The organism is Roseateles sp. Mitsp63 (genome assembly GCF_059491535.1).
In genome coordinates, this window is sequence record NZ_CP168509.1 from 2,612,763 (window position 1) to 2,632,607 (window position 19,845).

The 19,845-nt window shown below is 70.9% G+C and carries 16 protein-coding genes and 1 pseudogene; 5 read left to right on the top strand and 12 right to left on the bottom strand.

Annotated features, from left to right (window positions below; all coding sequences use genetic code 11):
* Positions 1–65 precede the first annotated feature (65 nt).
* From xdp1 to ACEN96_RS11510, 3 genes are all read right to left on the bottom strand, one after another.
* Entirely contained in the window at positions 66–899 is an 834-nt protein-coding gene (gene xdp1, locus ACEN96_RS11500) for an exosortase-dependent surface protein XDP1 (protein WP_495588143.1), read from the bottom strand.
* Between the two features lie 194 nt (positions 900–1,093).
* Entirely contained in the window at positions 1,094–3,898 is a 2,805-nt protein-coding gene (gene prsT / locus ACEN96_RS11505; RefSeq protein ID WP_495588144.1) for an XrtA/PEP-CTERM system TPR-repeat protein PrsT, read from the bottom strand.
* A gap of 10 nt (positions 3,899–3,908) precedes the next feature.
* Positions 3,909–4,403, bottom strand: coding sequence for a YajQ family cyclic di-GMP-binding protein (locus ACEN96_RS11510; RefSeq protein WP_495588145.1), 495 nt, complete (start codon positions 4,401–4,403; stop codon positions 3,909–3,911).
* A 68-nt stretch (positions 4,404–4,471) separates the two neighbouring features.
* Here ACEN96_RS11510 and murB point away from each other — a divergent pair, with 68 nt between their 5' ends.
* Positions 4,472–5,542, top strand: a complete 1,071-nt coding sequence (gene murB / locus ACEN96_RS11515) for a UDP-N-acetylmuramate dehydrogenase (RefSeq protein ID WP_495588146.1) — start codon at positions 4,472–4,474, stop codon at positions 5,540–5,542.
* A gap of 25 nt (positions 5,543–5,567) precedes the next feature.
* Here murB and ACEN96_RS11520 read toward each other — a convergent pair whose 3' ends face one another.
* Positions 5,568–6,410 (bottom strand): HNH endonuclease family protein, encoded by an 843-nt coding sequence (locus tag ACEN96_RS11520; protein WP_495588147.1) that lies wholly within the window; start codon positions 6,408–6,410, stop codon positions 5,568–5,570.
* A complete protein-coding gene (locus ACEN96_RS11525) occupies positions 6,407–7,216 on the bottom strand; it encodes an AAA family ATPase (protein WP_495588148.1) in 810 nt (269 codons plus the stop codon). Before ACEN96_RS11525 ends, ACEN96_RS11520 begins: the two co-directional genes overlap by 4 nt.
* A gap of 74 nt (positions 7,217–7,290) precedes the next feature.
* Between ACEN96_RS11525 and ACEN96_RS11530 the strand changes: the two genes are divergently transcribed.
* The gene (locus tag ACEN96_RS11530) at positions 7,291–7,434 is read left to right on the top strand and encodes a hypothetical protein (protein ID WP_495588149.1); all 144 of its coding nucleotides are present in this window, start codon (positions 7,291–7,293) and stop codon (positions 7,432–7,434) included.
* Between the two features lie 239 nt (positions 7,435–7,673).
* Here ACEN96_RS11530 and ACEN96_RS11535 read toward each other — a convergent pair.
* The 3 genes and pseudogenes from ACEN96_RS11535 to ACEN96_RS11545 all read right to left on the bottom strand — a co-directional run.
* Positions 7,674–7,841, bottom strand: a pseudogene (locus ACEN96_RS11535) (AAA family ATPase); the annotation flags it as partial.
* A 42-nt stretch (positions 7,842–7,883) separates the two neighbouring features.
* Positions 7,884–9,800, bottom strand: coding sequence for an ATP-binding protein (locus tag ACEN96_RS11540; protein ID WP_495588150.1), 1,917 nt, complete (start codon positions 9,798–9,800; stop codon positions 7,884–7,886).
* A 2-nt stretch (positions 9,801–9,802) separates the two neighbouring features.
* Complete coding sequence (locus ACEN96_RS11545) at positions 9,803–10,342, bottom strand: putative pterin-binding protein (protein ID WP_495588151.1); 540 nt, start codon at positions 10,340–10,342, stop codon at positions 9,803–9,805.
* Positions 10,343–10,598: 256 nt separating this feature from the next.
* On the opposite strand from ACEN96_RS11545, the gene ACEN96_RS11550 reads away from it, so the two are divergent.
* Positions 10,599–12,311, top strand: a complete 1,713-nt coding sequence (locus tag ACEN96_RS11550) for a long-chain fatty acid--CoA ligase (protein WP_495588152.1) — start codon at positions 10,599–10,601, stop codon at positions 12,309–12,311.
* 160 nt (positions 12,312–12,471) lie between these two features.
* Here ACEN96_RS11550 and ACEN96_RS11555 read toward each other — a convergent pair whose 3' ends face one another.
* The 3 genes from ACEN96_RS11555 to ACEN96_RS11565 are packed head-to-tail and all read right to left on the bottom strand — an operon-like array spanning position 12,472 to position 16,044.
* On the bottom strand, positions 12,472–13,320 hold the full coding sequence (locus ACEN96_RS11555; protein ID WP_495588153.1) for a DUF924 family protein: 849 nt from the start codon (positions 13,318–13,320) through the stop codon (positions 12,472–12,474).
* Positions 13,317–15,443 (bottom strand): prolyl oligopeptidase family serine peptidase, encoded by a 2,127-nt coding sequence (locus tag ACEN96_RS11560; protein ID WP_495588154.1) that lies wholly within the window; start codon positions 15,441–15,443, stop codon positions 13,317–13,319. Before ACEN96_RS11560 ends, ACEN96_RS11555 begins: the two co-directional genes overlap by 4 nt.
* 40 nt (positions 15,444–15,483) lie before the next feature.
* On the bottom strand, positions 15,484–16,044 hold the full coding sequence (locus tag ACEN96_RS11565; RefSeq protein ID WP_495588155.1) for a YaeQ family protein: 561 nt from the start codon (positions 16,042–16,044) through the stop codon (positions 15,484–15,486).
* A 187-nt stretch (positions 16,045–16,231) separates the two neighbouring features.
* On the opposite strand from ACEN96_RS11565, the gene ACEN96_RS11570 reads away from it, so the two are divergent.
* Together ACEN96_RS11570 and ACEN96_RS11575 are read left to right on the top strand one after the other, a co-directional pair.
* Complete coding sequence (locus tag ACEN96_RS11570; protein WP_495588156.1) at positions 16,232–16,894, top strand: hypothetical protein; 663 nt, start codon at positions 16,232–16,234, stop codon at positions 16,892–16,894.
* A 140-nt stretch (positions 16,895–17,034) separates the two neighbouring features.
* Positions 17,035–19,089: a M3 family metallopeptidase gene (locus ACEN96_RS11575; protein ID WP_495588157.1), complete on the top strand. Its 2,055-nt coding sequence runs from the start codon at positions 17,035–17,037 to the stop codon at positions 19,087–19,089.
* A gap of 107 nt (positions 19,090–19,196) precedes the next feature.
* On the opposite strand, the gene ACEN96_RS11580 is transcribed toward ACEN96_RS11575, so the two are convergent.
* Positions 19,197–19,790 (bottom strand): GNAT family N-acetyltransferase, encoded by a 594-nt coding sequence (locus ACEN96_RS11580; protein ID WP_495588158.1) that lies wholly within the window; start codon positions 19,788–19,790, stop codon positions 19,197–19,199.
* Positions 19,791–19,845: the final 55 nt, after the last annotated feature.

Genomic DNA, 19,845 nt, shown 5'->3' on the forward strand with positions numbered 1-19,845 from the left:
TCATTGCGAGGGGACAAAAAAAGGCGACCCGCGCCGCAGGCCGCCTTCTTGCGGAGCAGGGAGGCTCAGCGTTGGGACTGCTTGCGGCGGCGCACGCCGATCACGCCCAGCAGCGCGAGCGAGGCCAGCGCCAGCGAGGCCGGTTCCGGCACGTTGCCGCCGCTGCTGCCACCGCCGCCGGCCTTGTTGCCGGAGACGGAGAACAGCTTGATGAAGTCGTAGCCGGTGTAGCTGGTGCCGATGCCGCGGGTCAGGCCGGTGGTGGAGCCATCGCCGCCCGTGGGATTGCCGCCCAGTTGCGAGTTGTAGGCGGTGACGATCCACCAGCTCGAGTTGATGCTGGTGCTGACGTTGGCCACGCCGTTCTTGTTCTGCAGGTCGGCGTAGCTGCTGACCAGCGACCAGCCGTTGGCCGACTTCAGCGTCGCGGCCGTCTTGCCGGCGATGGTGTTGGCGATGTTCACGCCGGCCGTCGGACCGGTGTAGGCCAGCAGCGTGATGTCGGCGTCGCCGTACCACCAGCCGAGGTTGATCTGCGTGAGGTTCACCAGGTCATCGAACTTCAGCAGGATCAGGTCCTGGTAGCCGTAGTTGTCCAGCGAGTGCTGCGGCGAGCCGGTGTCGTTGACCGGCGCGGTGACGCCGAAACCATTGCCGCTGTAGTACTGCAGCGTGCTCTGCGCGAAGCCGTTGGTGCTGCTGTAGGCGCCGGCGCTGGTGGTGTTGACGGAGGCCGAGTAGGCGGAGTAGCTGACGTTCGGGGCCGAGTCGCCCGTCTCGCTGCAGTTGCTGAGACAGCTGCCGGCGGTCCAGGTCGAGACGGCTTGCGCGCTGATCGGCAGCATCGCGGCCAGCGCCACGGCGGCCAGTCCCATCAGGCGTTTTTCAACTTGTCGCATGGTGTTCCCCTCGCTCCCCCGACGCGGTCGGGCCTCTGATTCATTGCGGGTTCGTCTTGCAAGCACCGGGCCAGCTTCACGATTCCCTTACGGCTCAAGCACTTGGTGTGAAAAGCGCGTGTGGTTTGGGAGCGGACTGTAAGTTCTTCCGACAGGCCCGAACACCCCTCACCGAAGGGGCTCCCTCCACCCGCTCAGCGCAGGCTCTGGCTCAAGGCCAGCGCCTCCTTGTGGCTGTCGAAGCCGGTGCTGCGCAGCGCCGCGTCGAGCTCCTCGCGCGCCTCGCCCTTGCGGCCGGCCTTGGCCAGCGCCGCCGCGAGGTGGTAGCGGATGTCCGGGCTGCCGGGCTCGCGCAGCCGGGCGTCACGCAGCAGCTGCAGCGCGCGGTCGGCATTGCCGGCGAGGTGCTGGGCCCAGCCCGCCGTGTCGATGATGGCGGCGTTGCGCGGATCGAGCGCCAGCGCCTGCTCGGCCGTCGTGGCGGCCGCGGCCGCTTCGCCTTGCCGGATCATCGCGTTGGCCAGGTTGTTGAGTGCCTCGGCATCCTTGGGCCGCAGCTTGAGCGCGGCCTCATAGCCGCGGCGGGCGGCGGCGAAGTTGCCGGCGCGGGCCTGCGCGTCGGCCAGCGCCTTCCAGGCCGCGACGTCGCCCGGATGCGACTTGAGCCAGCGCTCGGCCAGCTCCTGCGCCGAACGCCCCGTCGGATCCTGGCGTCCCAGCGCCCGCACCAGCGCCAGCAGGCTGCCGCTGGTCGGCTGCGCCTCATGCGCCTTGCGCAGCGCCTCGACGGCCTGCGCCGGCTGCTGGCGCGCCTGCGCGACGTCCGCCAGCAAGGTGTAGCCCAGCGCCGCCTGGGGCCGCAGCTGGATGACCTGGCGGGCCTGCTTCTCGGCCAGCGCGAGATTGCCCTGCTGTAGCGCCACCGTCGACGCCAGCGCCAGCGCGCCCACGTGCTGCGGTGCCGTCTGCAGCGCCTTGTCCAGGCTGTAGGCGGCGCCGGCCAGATCGCGCGCGTCGAGCTGCAGCCCGGCGATCTGAGTGAGCGGATCGGCACCGAAACCGGAGCGCCGCGCCGCGTTGGTCAGCGTGGCCTTGGCGCCGTTGAAGTCGCGGTTGGCGAGCTGCGCGCGGGCCAGCGTGATCAGCGTCTGGGGATCGTCCGGCGCCTTGCCGAGCAGCCGCCTGGCCGCCTCGAGCGCGGGGCCGGGCTGTTCCTGCCTCAGCAGCCAGGCCACCAGCGCCTGATCCGCGCGCGTGTTGCGGGAGCTGCTGACGTCCGCCGCCTTGGAGAGCCAGCGCAGCACGTCCGCGGTCTGGCCGCGCGCCTCGCTGAGCAGCGCCATCTCATAGAGCGTGTCGGGGTTCTTCTCGTCGGCCTTGAGCATCGCAGCCAGCCGTGCCTGCGCGGCGTCGAACTGGCGCTGCGCGATGTCGATCCGCGCCAGGCCGAGCTGGGCTTCGCTCAGGCCGGGATCGAGCTGGCTGGCCTTCTGATAGGCCTCGCGCGCGCCGGCGAGGTTGCCGGCGCCGCGCCGCGCGATGCCGAGCTGCATCCACGCGGACGGATTGGCCGGCTCCTGCCTGACCAGCTTGTCCGCGATCGCGACCGCCTTGGCCGCTTGACCGCCGCGCAGGTAGAGCGTGACCAGCGCCATGCCGGCGTAGGTCTGGCGCGGGTCGCGCTGGAAGGCCTTCTCGAGCTCGCCGACCGCGTCGCCCGCCTGGCCGCCGCGCAGCAGCGACAAGCCCAGCGCGGTGCGGAACTCGGGCGCGTCCTTGGCCTTGAGCGCCTCCTGCATCAGCGTGGCGGCGCGCGCGTGGCGGCCCTGCGCCATCTGCAGCGAGGCCATCATCACCAGCGCCTGTCCGTCGCCCGGATAGGCCTTGAGGTAGGACTCGAGCACGTCGGAGGCGCGATCCAGATTCGGCTCGGCGACATAGACCTGCGCGAGCAGCTTGGACAGCGGACTGTTTGGCGTCTGGCGCTGGGCGTACTCGAGGTAGGGCTTGGCTTTCTCCATCTCGCCCAGCCCGAAATGCGCCAGGCCGTTGAGCATCAGCGCCTGCGGACGGTAGCGGATGAACTCGATGGGCACCGGATCCAGCTCGGCGCTGATCGCCTTGAGCGCGGCCTTGGCCGCGGCGGCATCGCCGCGCCGTTCGGCCAGCACGGCGCTCAGGTAGAGCACGCGCGGCTCGCTCGGCGCCAGCTTGAGCAGCGACTGGACCTGCGCCTGCGCATCGGCATCGCGGTTCAGGTCGATCAGCAGGCCGCCGCGCGCGAGCTGCGCCTCGACATGCCGGGGATCGGCGGCGATCGCGCGCTCGTAGCCCTTGAGCGCCTCCTCGAGGCTCCCCTGCACATGGGGCACCGAGGCCCGCTGATAGAGCGCCTCGCCGTTGTTCGGCGCCAGCAGCAGCGCCTTGTCGGCGGCGGCCCAGGCCTGGTCGAACTGCCGCGCGCGCAGGCGCAGCGGGACTTCGGCCAGGTAGGTGTCGGCGTTGTCGGGCGGGATCGCGCGGGCGAGCTCGATCTGCTGCTGCGCGCGGACCGGATCGCCCAGGTCCGACGATGCGGCGGCGCGCACCAGCAGCAGCGGCTTGCGGATGTTGTCCGGCAGTCCGTCCGGCACCAGCGCCGGCAGCTTGAACACCTCGGCCTGCTTGCCCTGCGCGACCAGCGCCTGCGCCAGCGGCACGGCGACCTCGGCGCGGTTGATGCCCTGCGAGAGGGCTTCGGTGAACTCGATCTCGGCGGCCGCGGCCTCGCTGCGCATCAGCAGCGCCTTGCCCAGCAGCACATGCACGGCCAGCAGGCGCTTGTCCTGCTGCAGCGCATTCTTCAGCTGGATGACGGCGCCATCGATGTCCTGACGCTCGAAGCGCTGCAGCGCGTCCTCGTAGAAGCGCGCCGCCTTGGCGCTGTCCGCGTGCGCCGCCGACGCGCACAGCGTCAACAGCGCCGCGGCGGCGCAGGCGCGCCAGCCGGGTGAGCTCATCGCGCGGCGCTCACTTGCGGTAGTTGTCGAAGCTCAGCGGCAGGTCGGACAGCTCCTTGCGCAGCACGGCCTGGGCGGCCTGCAGGTCGTCCAGCGACTTGCCGGTGATGCGCACGGTGTCGCCTTCGATCTGGGCCTGCACCTTGAGCTTGCTCTCCTTGATCGCGGCGACGACCTTCTTGGCCTCGGCGGCCTCCAGGCCGTTCTTGATCTTGTAGACCTGCTTGACGCGGTCGCCGCCCAGCTTCTCGATCTTGTCCTGCTTGTCGACGAAGCCCAGCACCACGCCCTGCTTGGTCAGCTTGGCGTAGAGCACGCCCTCGATCTGTTCGAGCTGGAACTCGGCGTCGCCGGTGGCGTGGATCTCCTTTTCCTTGTCCTTCCACTCGATCGAGGCGCTGGTGCCCTTGAAGTCGAAGCGGGTGGTGATTTCCTTGGCGCTGGCGTCCACGCTGTTGCGGACCTTCACCATGTCGGGTTCGAGGACGGTGTCAAAGCTGGGCATGGGGGAACTCTTTCTGTGGGGCGAGGGCCGGGACCGGCCCTCGGGGGATATGGGCGAGAATTCTAGCCATGCAGTCTCCCCCCAATCCCCCCTCGACCGAGCGCCGCGAGGGCGTCGTCATCGAGACCGACGTCAATCTCAAGGCCTACAACACCTTCGGCCTGCCCGCGACCGCGCGCCGCCTGGTGCGCATCCGCGAGGAGCTGGACGTGCGCCGCGTCGTCGATCACCCCGAACTGGGCCGCGCGCCGAAGTTCGTGCTTGGCGGCGGTTCGAACCTCGTCCTGACGAAGGATGTGGACGCGGTGGTGCTGAAGATGGAGATCCCTGGCCTGCGCGTCGAGGAACGTGACGACTGCTGGATCGTCGAGGCCGGCGCCGGCGTGCCGTGGCACGAGGCGGTGGCCTGGTCGCTGGCGCAGGGCGTGCCGGGGCTGGAGAACATGGCGTTGATCCCCGGCACCGTGGGAGCAGCGCCGGTGCAGAACATCGGCGCTTATGGCATCGAACTGAAGGACCGGCTGGAGAGCGTCGACGTGGTCGACCTGACGACCGGCCGGCGCGTGACGCTGCCGGCGGCGGTGTGCGGTTTCGGCTACCGCGACAGCGTGTTCAAGCAGACCGGCTACGGCGGACTGGCGGGCAAGAGCGTGATCACGCGGGTGCGTCTGCGCTGTCCGAAGCCGTGGCAGCCCCAGCTCGGCTATCTGGACATCGAACGCAAGATGAGCGAGACCGGCATCCACGCGCCCGATGCGCGGCAGGTCTTCGACTGGATCTGCGAGATCCGGCGCGCGAAGCTGCCGGATCCGGCGCGCATCGGCAACGCGGGCAGCTTCTTCAAGAACCCGGTGGTGAGCGCGGAGCAGTGCCGCGACATCATCACGCGCGATCCGCACATCGTGCATTACCCGATGCCCGATGGCAGCTTCAAGCTGGCCGCGGGCTGGCTGATCGATGCCTGCGGGTGGAAGGGCAAGAGCGTGGGCGGCGCGGCGGTCTACGAGAAGCAGGCGCTGGTGCTGGTGAACCGCGGCGAGGCCCGCGGCGCCGAGGTCGTCACGCTGGCGCGGGCGATCCAGGAGAGCGTCTACGGCCGCTTCGGCATCCGGCTGGAGCCGGAGCCGGTCGTCGTCTGATCGGCGCCGGCGCGGGCGCCCGCCCTCAGACCGGCAGCAATCCCCACGTCCGCAGGAAGTGCCGTGACATCGCCGCGAACGGCTGGTGGTCATCGGCTTGGCGGCGCAGCCGCGCGAGCACCTTCGGCGCGTTCGGCGAATCGTGATCCATCTCCTGGAACGCCAGCGCCGCGGTGTAGAGGAACTCGTAGCGCTGGTAGCGCAGCCGCAGCAGTTCCGAGCGGTTCAGGCCGAGCACCTCCCCGGCGGCCTTGGCTGCCGCCTTGGCCCTCGCGGAGCGGCCGCGCGCGACCAGCCAGACCTCTCGCGTCGCGTCGATCGCCTGCCACGAGAACAGCTTCTCCGGATCGTCGAGGTACGGGTCGGGCAGATGCGCGTCCTCGCCGGCGAAGAACCGCCTGAGCGCGGCGTCGGTCGCGGACGCGGGATCGGGGCAGAAGCGCTGCGCGAGCGCCAACGCCCTGGCCGCATCGGCCGGCCGCGCGGCGGGCATGCGCGGCGGCTTCAGCCGCGCGCCGGTGACCGGGAAGCGGTTGCCCTTGTGGATCTGGTTGCAGACCTGGCAGCTGAAGGTGAAGTTGTCGACGCAGTAGGCCAGCCACCAGTACGGCACCTTGGGGCGGAAATGCTCGACGTCGCCATGCGCCACGACGGCCGTGTCGGCCTCGCAGTAGGCGCACTTGCCGCCGGTCTCGCGCTTGAGCGCCGGCTTGGCGGCGGACCAGACCTGGCGCGCCTTCGGACGGAAGTCGACGGCGCGGCCGTCGTCGTAGAAGTAGCCCTCGAGCCTGAGCAGCTTCTGCTGCAGCTTCGCGCCGGTGAACGCGCCCAGGCTCGCGGCGTCGCGTCGCCTGCGCAGCCGGATCACTTGGACTTCTCCACGCGCTTGACCGCGGCCCTCAGCTTGGTGGGCGACAGCGCGGGCGCCGCCTTCGCGACGCCCTTTCGCGCCACCGTCTTCTTCGCCGAGGCCGCCGCCGGGACCTCATTCCTCGCGGCGCCGCCCGCCGCCTGCTTGGCGATCGTCGCCTTCAGCTCCTTCAGCAGGGCGTTCTGCTGGCGCGCGTAGTCGGGCACCGCGTCCCACTCGGGCGCGGCGCTCAGCACTTCGGCGCTGCGCGCGAGTTGCGTGCGCTCGCGCGGCGTCAGCGCCTTGCCTCGCGCGGCGGTCTTCGTGTGCAGCTTGCGTGCCGTGTCGCGCGCCTTCTCCACCGCGACGGAGTCCGTCGATTCCAGCCCGAACATCGGGCTCATCAGCAACTGGTGCAGCTGCATCAGCCGCGGCTCGCCGACGAAGGGCACCAGCACCGGCCGCTGTTTCGCGCCCTCGCGCCGGATGACGAAGAGCTCGCCTTCGCCGCTCTGCTGCGCGGTCAGCGCCGAATGCGTCGTCGCGATGAACTGGAAATGCGGCAGCAGCGCCGACAGGAAGTCCACCAGCTGCCGGCGCCACACCGGATGCAGGTGCAGATCGAGCTCGTCGATCAGCAGCACGCCGCGCGTGGCCAGCGGATCCTTGCGATCGGGGAAGGCTTCGGTGATGCGGTACAGCAGGTCGCCGCACCAGGCCGCCATGTTCTGGTAGCCGTCGGAGAGCTGGTTCAACGGCACCTCGCCATCGATGGTCCGGAACATCAGCTGACCCGACTCCTTGTCGATGCGCGAGAAATTCATGCCGGCGCATCAGCTGGTTGAGCGCGGCGCGGATCGGCGCGAGCGCCGCCTCGCCGCGGCGGTAGTCGAGGTCCATGGCCCAGCGCTGCAGCGACACCAGCGACGCGTCCGGCGAGAACATCGATGCCAGCGCGCGCGCCCGGGACGACCGCGCCGAATCGTCGAGCGGTCCGCTCAGCCGCTTGCCGCTCTCGGGCGGGCGGCGCGACACGCCGTAGCCCAGCACGAAGTAGTTGCGGTCGGCATGCCGGATGGCCGCGTCCAGCGCTTCCAGCGATTGCGCGTTGCGCTCGAAGAGCTCGCGCAGGCCATCGCCGCGATGCAGCTCGAGCGCGATCTCGCGCGGCTCGCCCTTGGCGGTGACGAGGGTGCCCGCGATGCGGCACTGGCGCGTGCCGTTGCGGATCCAGGCGTCGACGTCGCCCAGCAGCTCGGGCAGTGCCTCGCTGCCGGCCAGCAGCAGGCCGATCGCGCGCAGCACCGTGCTCTTGCCGCAGCCGTTCTCGCCGAGCAGCAGCGTCCAGCGCCGGTTCGTGCCGGGGGGCGCGTCCGGACCGCCGCCGAAGTCGATCGCCAGCGACTCCATCGAGCGCACATTGGTCAGCGCGATGCGGGACAGGTACATGGATCAGGGCTCTGCGTTGCGGAGAGCCACTTTAAGCGCAGATCAGGCCGCCTCGGGCCGCGCGCGCGAGGGCGCCAGCGTCTGCAGGCAGGCGCGCAGCGTCTCGAGCTCGACCGGCTTGGACAGGAAGGCGCTGATGCCGGCCTCGTCGGCCTTCTGGCGCGACTCCTCGAAGGCGTCGGCCGACAACGCGATGATCGGCAGCCGCCCGCGCGGCGGCGGCAGCTCGCGCATCAGCCGCGTCGCCTCGAAGCCGTCCATCTGCGGCGTGTGCAGATCCATCAGCACCGCGTCGAAGGGCTGCTGCCGCAGCGCGTGCAGCGCCTGCAGGCCGTTCTCGCACAGCGTGGGCTGATGGCCGAGCCGCTGCAGCATCGCCTCGATGACGATGCGGTTGGTCGGGTTGTCCTCGCTGACCAGCACGCGCAGGCTGGCGGCCGGGCCCGGCGCGTCCACCGGCCCGGCCGGCCCGGCCTGCCCGGCCTGTTCATGCGGCGCCGGACCGGGCGGCACGCCCATCCGGCTCGCCGGCAGATCCACGCCGGCGCGCAGCGGCAGCGTCAGCGTGAAGCGGGCGCCCTGGCCGGGCGCGCTCTGCACGTGGATGTCGCCGCCCATCGCCCGCGCGAGCCGCCGCGAGATCTCCAGCCCCAGCCCCGCGCCGCCATGGCGCCGCGAGGTGCTGGCGTCGCCCTGGCTGAAGCGCTGGAACAGCCGCGCCTGCGTCTGGGCGTCGATGCCGGGGCCGGTGTCGCTGACCTCGAACATCAGCAGGTCCTCGCCCAGCGCGCCGATGCCGCGCCGCAGCTGGCAGCCGACCTGGCCGCGGTCGCAGAACTTCAGCGCGTTGCTGAGCAGGTTGAGCAGGATCTGCCGCAGCCGCGTCGGATCGGCCAGGACCCAGCCGGGCACGTCGTCCTCGATGCCGAACTGCAGCATCAGCCGCTTCGCCGAGGCCTGCGGGCGGCTCAGCGCCTCGAGTTCCTTCATCAGCGCGCCCAGCTGCAGCGGCTCCGGCGCGATCGACAGGCCGCCGGCCTCCATCCGCGTCACGTCCAGGATGTCGCCCAGCACCGCGAGCAGGTGCCGCGCGCAGTCGTTGGCCGCCTTGAGCTGGTCCTGCTGCGCGGGGGTCAGCGGCGCCTCCCTGATCAGCCCCAGCATGCCGAGCAGTCCCTGCAGCGGCGTGCGCAGCTCGTGGCTCATGTTGGCCAGGAACACCGTCTTGGCGCGGTTCGCCGCGTCGGCCTCGCGCTGCGCGTCGTTGAGCCGCGCGGCCAGCGCCTTCTGCTTGTCGCCATAGCGCTCGAGCCCGCGGAACTGCCGGTAGATGACGGCCGCGAACAGCAGCGTCATCGCCGACAGCGCCGCCGTCAGGCCCAGGCTCACGCGGCTCTGGCGGCGGATGATCTCGTTGCGCTGGGTGACGTCCTCGGCGACGTGGTGCGTGGAGGTCAGCGACAGCTCGCGGATCGGATCGGCCAGCGGCTCGAGCCGCTCGGCGACCTCGCGCACCCGCTCGGGATGCTCGCGGATCAGCGCGCCATTGAGCGGCAGCGCATCGGCCCAGCGCACGAACTCCTGCGCGCGCGCCACCGTGCGCTGGTAGTCGGGATGGTGCGCGAGCACCTGCGCCGCGTGCTCGCTCTCCACCAGGTTGAGCCGGCTGACGAAGATCTCGTAGCGCTGCGCGACCTGGTCCGGATCGACGGCGACGCTCGGCCCCGCAGCCTGCTCGAGCGCCAGGCGCAGCTTCAGGTACTCGGTCTCGAACTGGAACAGGCTCCAGACGAGGTAGTCGTCCTGGTAGCGCCGCGTGCCGTTGAGCGCCTCGTACTGCCGCGCCTGCAGCCAGGCCACGCCGGCGAGCGCGACCACCAGCAGCAGTCCCATGGCGGTCACCGCGACGCGCCAGCGGCGCTGCCGGGCGGCGACGAGACGGTCGGCGTCGCGCGTCATGGTCAGCGCAGCTCCAGATGGGTCAGCTGCCACGCGGAGCGGCCGTAGTAGACGCTGTTGCGCAGCTCGGGCGCGCGGTCGAACGGATAGATCAGGAACAGCGGGCCCTTGTCGCGCACCGCCATCGGCTTGTCGTCGAGCAGGCGCGCGACGATGACGTCGTAGCGCCGGCTGTCCTCGACCGGCAGCGAGACGCGGTAGTCGTTGAGCGCGCGGGCCTCGATGCTGCGGCCCTGCGCGCCCGCCGCGGCGAGGACGTCGCGCAGCAGCGGGCCGGTGAACTTGCGCGGCCGCGGGTACCAGGGCGTCTGCGTGCTGAAGCTGACCTGCGGGAGCTTCTCGAGCATCGCCATGTCGAAGGTGGCGCGTCCGTCGCGGTTGGCGTTGCGCAGCGCGCCGCCGAGGGTCAGCACCACGGGGCCGGCCGGCGTGTCCAGCGGCGCGTCGGCGGGCATCGCCCAGGCGGGGGTGGCCAGGGCCGGTCCGATCGACAGGAGACAGGTCAGCAGGCCCTGGAGGGCGGTACGGCGCGCGGTCGGCATGAAGGACAGGGGAACGGCCCGGCCGCGCGCCGCCTCCTTTCGAGGGAGCCGCGCCCGCGGCGCATTGGTGAAAGCCCGCATGCTACGCGGGGAGGGGAGGGCCAGCATGTCCGGAACCACCCCAATGGCGGGGGCGAGTCTGGTTTGCGCCACACCGCGCGGCGGCGGCGCGCGCGAGGCTTGTCCCGATGGAGACAGGCGGCCCGGCCGGGTGGGCAGAAGATCGATCGGATAACAGCGACAGGAGACAGCACCGATGACGCGCGTGGTCACCCCCCGTCCGGAGAACGCCGGCGTGCAGTACAGCCATTGGCCGGCGCGGCTGCCGCGGCAGCTGTCGATCCCGCGCACGTCGCTGTGGTTCAACCTGGAGGTCTCGGCCTCGCGCTATCCGGACAAGGCGGCCACGCAGTTCCTCGGCGCGACGCTGACCTACCGCGAGATGCGCCGGCAGGCCGAGGCGCTCGCCGGCTGGCTGCGGGCGCATGGCGTGGGCAAGGGGGACCGGGTGGCGCTGTTCATGCAGAACTGCCCGCAGTACCTGATCGCCTTCTATGCGATCAACCGCGCCGACGCGGTGGTGGTGCCGGTCAATCCGATGAACCGCGAGGACGAGTTCGGCCATTACCTGACCGACCCCGAAACCAAGGCCGTGATCTGCAGCGGCGAGCTGGCCGGCATCGTGGCGAAGGCCGCGGCCAGGCTGCCCGAGGCGCAGCGGCCGCGCGCGCTGCTGGTGACCCAGTACTGGCAGATGCTGCCGCCCGCCGGCCCCGATCCGGCCTGCGACGCGCCCGAGGCGATGCGCGCCTGGCTGACCGCCGTGCATGAACTGCCGCCCGGCGCGACCGACTGGCGTGAGGCGATCGCCGCCGGCCACGCCCCCGGCCCGCACACGGCCGGGCCGGACGACCTGGCGATGCTGCCCTACACCTCGGGCACCACCGGCCTGCCCAAGGGCTGCATGCACACCAACGCGACGCTGATGGCCAACAGCTGCGGCGGCTGCCAGTGGGGCTACGCGAGCGCGGAGGCCGTCGGCCTCGCGGTGGTGCCGATGTTCCACATCACCGGCACGCTCTATGGGGTGCTGGGCCCCGTGTTCATCGGCATGACGCTGGTGATCATGCCGCGCTGGGACCGCGAACTCTGCGGGCGCCTGATCTCGCGCCACCAGGTCACGCACTGGACCTGCATCCCGACGATGATCATCGACCTGTTCGCCAGCCCCAACTACCGCAGCTTCGACCTGCGCAGCCTGCGCTACCTGAGCGGCGGCGGCGCGGCCATGCCCAAGGCGGTGGCCGAGCGGCTGCAGCAGGAATTCGGCCTGACCTTCGCCGAAGGCTACGGCCTGACCGAGACCGCCGCCCCCAGCCACGGCAACCCGCCCGAGCGGGCCAAGCTGCAATGCCTGGGCATCCCGATCTTCGGCGTGGACGCGCGCATCGTGGATCCGACCACGCTCGAGGAACTGCCCGTCGGCGACGTCGGCGAAATCATCACCCACGGACCCATGGTGTTCCAGGGCTATTGGCGTCAGCCGGAAGCCACCGACGCCGCCTTCGTCGAGCTCGACGGCCGACGCTTCTTCCGCACCGGCGACCTCGGGCGCATGGATGAGGAAGGCTATTTCTTCATCACCGACCGGCTCAAGCGGATGATCAACGCGAGCGGCTACAAGGTCTGGCCCTCCGAGGTGGAGATGCTGCTGTACCGGCATCCGGCCGTGCAGGAGGCCTGCGTCATCGCGGCCAAGGACGCGTACCGCGGCGAGACCGTCAAGGCCATCGTCGTGCTGCGCGCCGACGCCAAGGGCACGACCACCGACAAGGACATCATCGACTGGGCCCACGAGCACATGGCCGCCTACAAGGCACCGCGCCTGGTGCAGTTCGTCGACAGCCTGCCCAAGTCAGGCTCGGGGAAGGTCATGTGGCGGCTGCTCCAGGAACAGGAAGCGAACTGACGTCAGGCGCACCACCCCGCGCAGTCAACTCCCTCGCCCCCACAGGGGGAGAGGGCAGGTGAGAGGGGGCGCTTCGCAGTGTCCGGACGCTGCCGCGATGCGCAGACCCCTCTCCCCCACCCTCTCCCCGCAAAGCGGGGCGAGGGAGTTCTTGGAGGCCTTAGAAGCGCGAGCCAGGCTGCTTCAGGAACTCCAGTTCCTCGGGCGTGCTCGTGCGGCCGACGATCTCGTTGCGGTGCGGGAAACGGCCGAAACGCGCGATGACCTCGCGATGGCGGCGTGCGTAGTCGAGCGCATCCTTCAGCCGCGTATCCTCCCCGGCCAGCGCCTCGAACACCGCCACGCTGCGATCCTGCATCGCCAGATCCTCCGCATGCTCCAGCGGCATCGCCGCGAACCACCGCTCCAGCGTGCCCAGGTCCTGCGCGCGCGGCAGCAGCGCCAGCGCCGCCGTCAGCGCCAGCGCGTCACCCGCGAACGCCCGCGGCGTGTCCCGATGGATGTTGCGCGTGAACTGGTCCAGCACCACGATGCGCGCCAGCGCGCCCCACGGCGTCGTGTCCCACTCGCGCAGTCCGCCGCGCAGCGCCTCGTCGACCAGCGCGCCAAAACGCTCGCGCAGCGACGCGTCGAAAGCCGCATCCTTCTGGAACCACTTCATCTGGACCTGCCCGTCCTGCGGACCACCCGGCAGACCAAACCATTCATTGAGCACGCGCTGCGCCGCCGCCGGCGTCTGCAGCCGCTGCCAGCGCGGATGCCGGTGCAGCCAGTGGCGCACGTAGCTGCAGCCCGGCACCAGCTGCAGCGGAAACTCCGCCAGCCAGCGCGCCGCCGTCTCCACCAGCGCGGCCGCCAGGCCCTGCCCGCGCAGCTGCGCCGGCACGCCGGTGTGGGTGATGATCAGCTGTTCGCCGTGGCGCTCATAGTCGAGCCGGCATTGCAGTCCGGGTTGCGGCTGCGCAAGAAAGCATCTCGCGTCGGGATGATGCTGGATGACGATGTTCACACTGTGTCTCCACGCTTGGCCTCCCTGCCGAGTTGTCGCCACAAGTAGCTGAACTCCAGGGCTTGCAACAGCGCGCGCTGCCGGTTGTCCGCAGCGCCGCCGTGGCCGCCCTCGATGTTTTCGAAATAGAAGCACGCCTGCCCCAACGCAAGCATGCGGGCCGCCATTTTCCTCGCGTGACCCGGATGCACGCGGTCATCGCGCGTCGACGTGGCGAAGAGCGCCCTCGGATAGCTCACGCCCGGCTGCAGCCGCTGGTACGGGCTGTACGCGGCGATGCTGGCCCAGTCGTCCGCGTCGTCGGGGTCGCCGTACTCGGCCACCCAGGAGGCGCCGGCCAGCAGCAGGTGATAGCGCTTCATGTCCAGCAGCGGGACCTGGCACACGACCGCGCCGAACAGCTCCGGCCGCTGCACCATGCAGGCGCCCACCAGCAGCCCGCCATTGCTGCCGCCCATGATGCCCAGCCGCTGCGGCTGCGTCAGGCCCTGCGCGATCAGGTCCTCGGCCACCGCGATGAAGTCGTCGAAGCTGCGCTGCTTGTGCGCCAGCGTCGCCGCCTGGTGCCAGCGCGGGCCGTACTCGCCGCCGCCGCGGATGTTGGCCACGACCAGCCGTCCGCCGCGCGCCAGCCACGCCCGGCCGTTGCCGCCCGAATACCATGGCTGCAGCGAGATCTCGAAGCCGCCATATCCGTAGAGCAGCGTCGGCGTGTCCGCGCCGCGGCCGGCCTTGCCGATGACGAAGTAGGGAATGCTCTCGCCGTCGGCGCTGGTGGCGAAGCGCTGCTCCACCGTCATGCCGTGCGCGTCGAACTGCGCGCCGCGCTGCTTGAGCGTCTCGCGCGCGTCGGTGCCGGCCCGCGCCAGGCACACGATGTCCGGCGTCAGGAAATCGCAGTAGTGCAGCAGGTAGCGGTCGCCCAGCGCGTCCTCGGGCAGCTCCGGGTCATGCAGGCTCTGCACGCTGAGCGTGCCGGGGAAGGGCGCCTTCACCTGGCGCAGCACCGGCGTGCGATGCGACAGGTCCCATTCCTCGAGCCGGCTCGCCACATGCTCGCTGACGTTGAGCAGCAGGTGGTGGCGCGTCAGCGTGTAGTCCTCGAGCGAGCGGCCCGCCGTCGGCGAGAACATCACGCGCAGATGCCTGTCGTGGCGTTCGTCCTTCCAGAACGCCGCCTCCTCGATCAGCAGCAGCGAGCCCGACGGATAGGTCGGCCCGTGCGGGAGGTGCCAGTCGGTGCGCGGACGCAGCAGCATCCACGGGCCCTCCAGGTGCACGCTCATGTCGGAGGGCAGGTCGATCAGGACGAACTCGCCGTCCTTCCACAGGAAGCGGCGCTGGTTGTAGAAGTCCAGTTCGCGGCTGAACACGACGCGCTCGTGGCCCGGCGTGCGGTCCACCGACACCATCACCGAGACGTCCTCGCGCTCGCCCTCGAAGATCACCGGCGCCGCCTCGAGCGGCGTGCCGCGCGTCCAGCGCCGGATCTGGCGCGGATAGCCCGACGCCGTCAGCGAGTCCGGCCCGAAGTCGCTTCCCACCAGCAGCGTGTCCGCGTCCAGCCACTCGACGTCGCTCTTGGCCTCGGGCACGAAGAAGCCGCCGTCGGCGGGCGCGATGAAGCGCAGGGTCTCGAGGTCGAACTCGCGCAGCTCGTGCGCGTCGGCGCCGCCGTCGGACAGCGAGACCAGGCAGCGCCGGTACTCGGGCGCCAGCGAGGTCGCGCCGTGGAAGACCCAGCTGCGGCCCTCGTCGCGGCCCAGCGCGTCCAGGTCCAGCACCAGGCGCCAGGGCGGCTCGGCGAGCTGGTACTCCTCGAGCGTGCAGCGCCGCCACAGGCCGCGCGGATGGGCCTCGTCCTGCCAGAGGTTGTAGAACCAGTCGCCGCGCCGCGCGACATGCGGAATGCGGTCACGCGCGTTGAGGATCTGCAGCAGCTCCTCGCGCAGCGGCTCGAACTCGGGCTCGGCCTGCAGCGCGGCCAGCGTCTCGCCGTTGCGCTCGCGCACCCATTGCAGCGCGCGCTCGCCCTCGGCGCCGTCGAGCGCCTCGAGCCACAGGAACGGATCGTCCGCGGCGGCGTTGGACTCGGTGGAAGCGGATGACACGGATTGCGGCACGACGGTCTCCTGATCAAGGACGCTCACCTTACCCCACGGGTCAGGCCTCGCGTTCCTTCAGCAACAGTGGCGTGATCTCCACAGCGCCCTTCTCGGTGCTGACGTACGCCGTCCCGTCCTGGATGCTGACCTGCCACTGCATGCCGCGTTCGGCCAGCGCGGCCAGCGCCTGGGACTGCTCCGCCGGAATCTGCCACACCGCCAGCTTCGGCGTGCGTTGCAGTTTGTTCTGGATGCCGCTCCACCACACCGGCGTGCTGGACGCGTAGCTGATCACGGTGACGCGCTCGGCCCGGCCGTGGGCCTGGCGCAGGCGGCGCTCGTCGGGCTGGCCCAGCTCGATCCAGTGCACCACCTCGCCGGTCAGGTCGAGCTGCCACAGCGGCGGCTCGTCGACGTCGGACAGGCCCTTGCTGAATTCGAGACGGCCGCGCAGGTCGTCGGCCGGCACGTTCAGCGCGAAGGCCAGGATGCGCAGCATCATGCGTTCGTCGGTCTCGGACGGATGGCGGGCCACGGTGAGGGCGTGGTCGCCGTAGACATGGCGGTCCATGTCGGAGAGTTGCAGCTGGGCTTTGTGGATGGTGGCCTTGAGCGCCATGGTCGGTATGCCGCCTGGCGGCGGTCGGTGCGGAGTGGACGGGCCGCGTGCGGGCTGCACCCGGGCCGGAAACGATCTGAAGCGGCGCATTATCCCGGTCGTGGCATCATCCCGACCCGCACGGCGGCCCGGCCCGGGCCGCACCGACGAGACAGCGCCCACCCGGCGCAATGAACTGAGAGACGACATGAACACTCTTCGCACCTCCCTCGCCGTGGCCACGCTGCTGGCCTGCGGCCTGGCCGTCGCCCAGACCAATACCGGCAACGCCAAGCCCGCCGCGAAGCCGGCGGCGCAGACCGCCGCGCCGGCCAAGGGCGGCAAGGGCAAGCTGATGACGCGCGACGAGCTGCGCGCCTGCATGGCCTCCAACGATCAGAACGACGCCACCTCCGCCGAGCTCGACAAGAGGAAGGCCACGGTCCTGAAGGAGCGCGACGAGCTCAAGGCCGCCAAGGCCGAGTCCGACAAGTCCGAATCCGACCTGCAGGCGCAGGGCACGGCCCTGAAGGCCGAGATCGAATCGGTGAAGGCCTTCGGCGCCGAGATCGAGGCGGGCGCCGCCAAGATGGAGAAGGCCGACCTGAAGGCCAAGCAGGAGGAGTACCAGGCCCGCGCCAACGCGCTGCAGCCCAAGATCGACGCCTTCAACAAGGCGCGCAACGACCGCGTCGAACTGAACAAGTCCTTCAACGCCCGCGTCGAGGCGCACCAGAAGGTCGCCGACGACTTCAACGAGGCCGTCGAGGAACTGAACGAGAAGCGCAACGAGTGGAAGCTCAAGTGCGGCAACCGCTCGTACGACGAGGCCGACGAGATCGCCATCAAGAAGGAACAGGGCAAGAAGTAAACCCTGGCGCGGGGGCGCGGAGCGTCCCTGTCGTCGCGTCGGGAACGGCGGCGGCACCGCGAGCGGTCCGGCGCCGTTTCTACAATCGGCGCCGATGGCCACGGCAGACCTGGCCACGCAGATCTGGCCACGGAGACACGATGAGCGCCGCCAATCCCCTGCTGTCCGCCTGGACCGGCCCCTACGGGCTGCCCCCGTTCGATGCGATCCGCGCCGGACATTTCGAACCCGCCTTCGAGGCCGCGATCGCCGCGCACCGCGCCGAGCTCGATGCGATCGCCGCGCAGCCGCAGGCCCCGACCTTCGAGAACACGATCGCCGCGCTGGACCGCTCCGGCCGCGCGCTGACCGCGCTGGAGCACCTGTTCTCGACGCTGAGCGCCTCGGCCAGCTCGCCCGAGCTGCAGGCGGTGCAGCGGCGCATGGCCGCTCCGCTGGCCGCGCATGCCAACGCGATCTACCTGAACGCCGCGCTGTTCGCGCGCGTCGAGCAACTGCACGAGCAGCGCGGCGCGCTGGGCCTGACGCCCGAGGCGCTGCGCCTGCTGGAGCGCGTGCACCTGGACTTCGTGCGCGCCGGCGCGCGGCTGCAGGGCGAGGCCCGCGAGCGCTATGCCGCGAACATGGAGCGCCAGGCCGAGCTCAACACCCGCTTCGCGCAGAACGTGCTGGCCGACGAGAGCAGCTATCAGCTGGTGCTGCGCGGCGAGGCCGAGCTGGCGGGGCTGCCGGACTTCGTCCGCGCGGCGGCCCGCCAGGCCGCGCTGGATCGCGGGCTCACCGAGGCGGGCGCGCATGTGGTGACGCTGTCGCGCTCGCTGATCGTGCCCTTCCTGACCTTCAGCGACCGGCGTGACCTGCGCGAGCAGGCCTGGCGCGCCTGGGTCGGCCGCGGCGACGCGACCGGCGAGACCGACAACCGCGAGATCGTGCGCGAGCTGCTGACGCTGCGCCGCGAGCAGGCCGCGCTGCATGGCCAGCGCAGCTACGCGGACTACGCGCTGGCCGACACGATGGCCGGCCGCCAGTCGGCGGTGCAGGGGCTGCTGGACCAGGTCTGGGAGCCGGCCAAGGCCGCCGCCGCGCGCGAGCGGGCGATGCTCGACGAGGTGCGCGCGCAGCTCGGCCACGACCTGGCGATCGAGGACTGGGACTGGCGCTGGTATGCCGAGAAGGTGCGCCAGCAGCGCTTCCAGCTCGACGAGGCCGAGGTCAAGCCCTACTTCCCGCTCGACGCGATGGTGCAGGCGATGTTCGACTGCGCCGAGCGGCTCTACGGCCTGCGCTTCGTCGCGCGGCCGCAGGTCGCCGGCTACCACCCCGACGTGAAGGTGCATGAGGTCCAGCGCGCCGACGGCTCGGTGCGCGGCCTGTTCGTCCAGGACAACTTCGCGCGGCCGACCAAGCGCAGCGGCGCCTGGATGAACGCGCTGCGCTGGCAGGCCCGCAACGGCATCGACGCGCTGCCCATCATCCTGAACAACAACAACTTCGCGAAGGGCGCGCCCGGCGAGCCGACGCTGCTGTCCTTCGATGACGTGCGCACGCTCTTCCACGAGTTCGGCCACGGCCTGCACGGGCTGCTGTCGGACGTCGAGTTCGAGCGCCTGTCCGGCACCCAGGTGCTGCGCGACTTCGTCGAGCTGCCGTCGCAGCTGATGGAGCACTGGATGGCCGAGCCGGCCGTGCTCAAGCGGCATGCGCGCCATTACAGGACGGGCGAGCCGCTGCCCGATGCGCTGCTCGAGCGCCTCAAGGCGGCCGCGACCTTCAACCAGGGCTACGAGACGGTGCGCTACTGCGCGTCGGCGCTGGTGGACCTGGCGATCCACGCGCTGGAGCAGGACCAGGCGCCGGACCCGGTGGCCTTCGAGCGCGAGACGCTCGCGCGGCTGGGCCTGCCGCCGGCGATCGGGATGAACCACCGGCTGACGCATTTCCAGCACCTGTTCTCGGGCAACTCGTACGCGGCCGGCTACTACGTCTACCTGTGGGCGGAGGTGCTGGACTGCGATGCCTTCGAGGCCTTCGTCGAGGCTGGCGACCCCTTCGACACGGCGGTGGCGCGATCGGTGCTGGAGAACATCCTGGCGGTGGGCAACAGCCGCGAGCCGGGCGCGACCTACCGGGCCTTCCGCGGCCGCGACGCGCGCGTCGAGCCGATGCTGAGGGGGCGGGGGCTGATCCCGGCGTGAGGGCCGGGTCATGGCCGGGTGATGTGCCGATCAAGCGCCGATCAAGCGCCGATCAAGCGCCGATCAAGCGCCGATCAAGCGCCGGTCAAGCGGCGGTCAAGGGGCGCTCAAGCCTCGCCGGGGCGGTCGCGCGGCACGAGCTTGAGGTAGTCGGCGATGCGGCCGCCGTCCAGCGGCTTGACCATCACGCGCAGCGCGTTGAGCCGCTGGCCCATCGTGATGCCATCGCGGCGCCGCACCTCGGCGAAGCCCTGGCGTTCCCAGAAGCGCTCCGCGCGCTGGTTGCCCACGACCACGCCCAGCCGCACCCAGGCGGCGCCGCGGCGCTGCATCCAGTGCTCGAGCTCGGCATAGATCTCGCGCGCGGCCGGTGAGCCATGCAGCGAGGTGGCGACGATGAACAGCCCCACCAGCCACACCCGCGGCGCCATCAGGTCGGACACCAGCGAGGCCATCGCGACCAGCTCGCCGCTCTCGTCGGCGTAGCCCAGCAGCCGCTTGGCGGTGAAGCTCCAGCCCTCGGGCGGCAGGTCCCGGAGTTCCTCGCGGGCCTCGTCGGGGCGGGGCGGTTCGCCGTTGACCTCCTCGAAATAGAGCGGGTTGCGCTCGTAGAACCGCTGGAGCAGCGCCTCGTCGCCTTCCTGGAGTTCGAGCACGCGGACATGCGGCAGGGTGTCGGTGGGCGGGAGGGGCATCGGCATCGGAGGTCCAGGAGCCGGCGCGTCCAGGCGCCGGCCTTCGGAAAGATCACCCGAG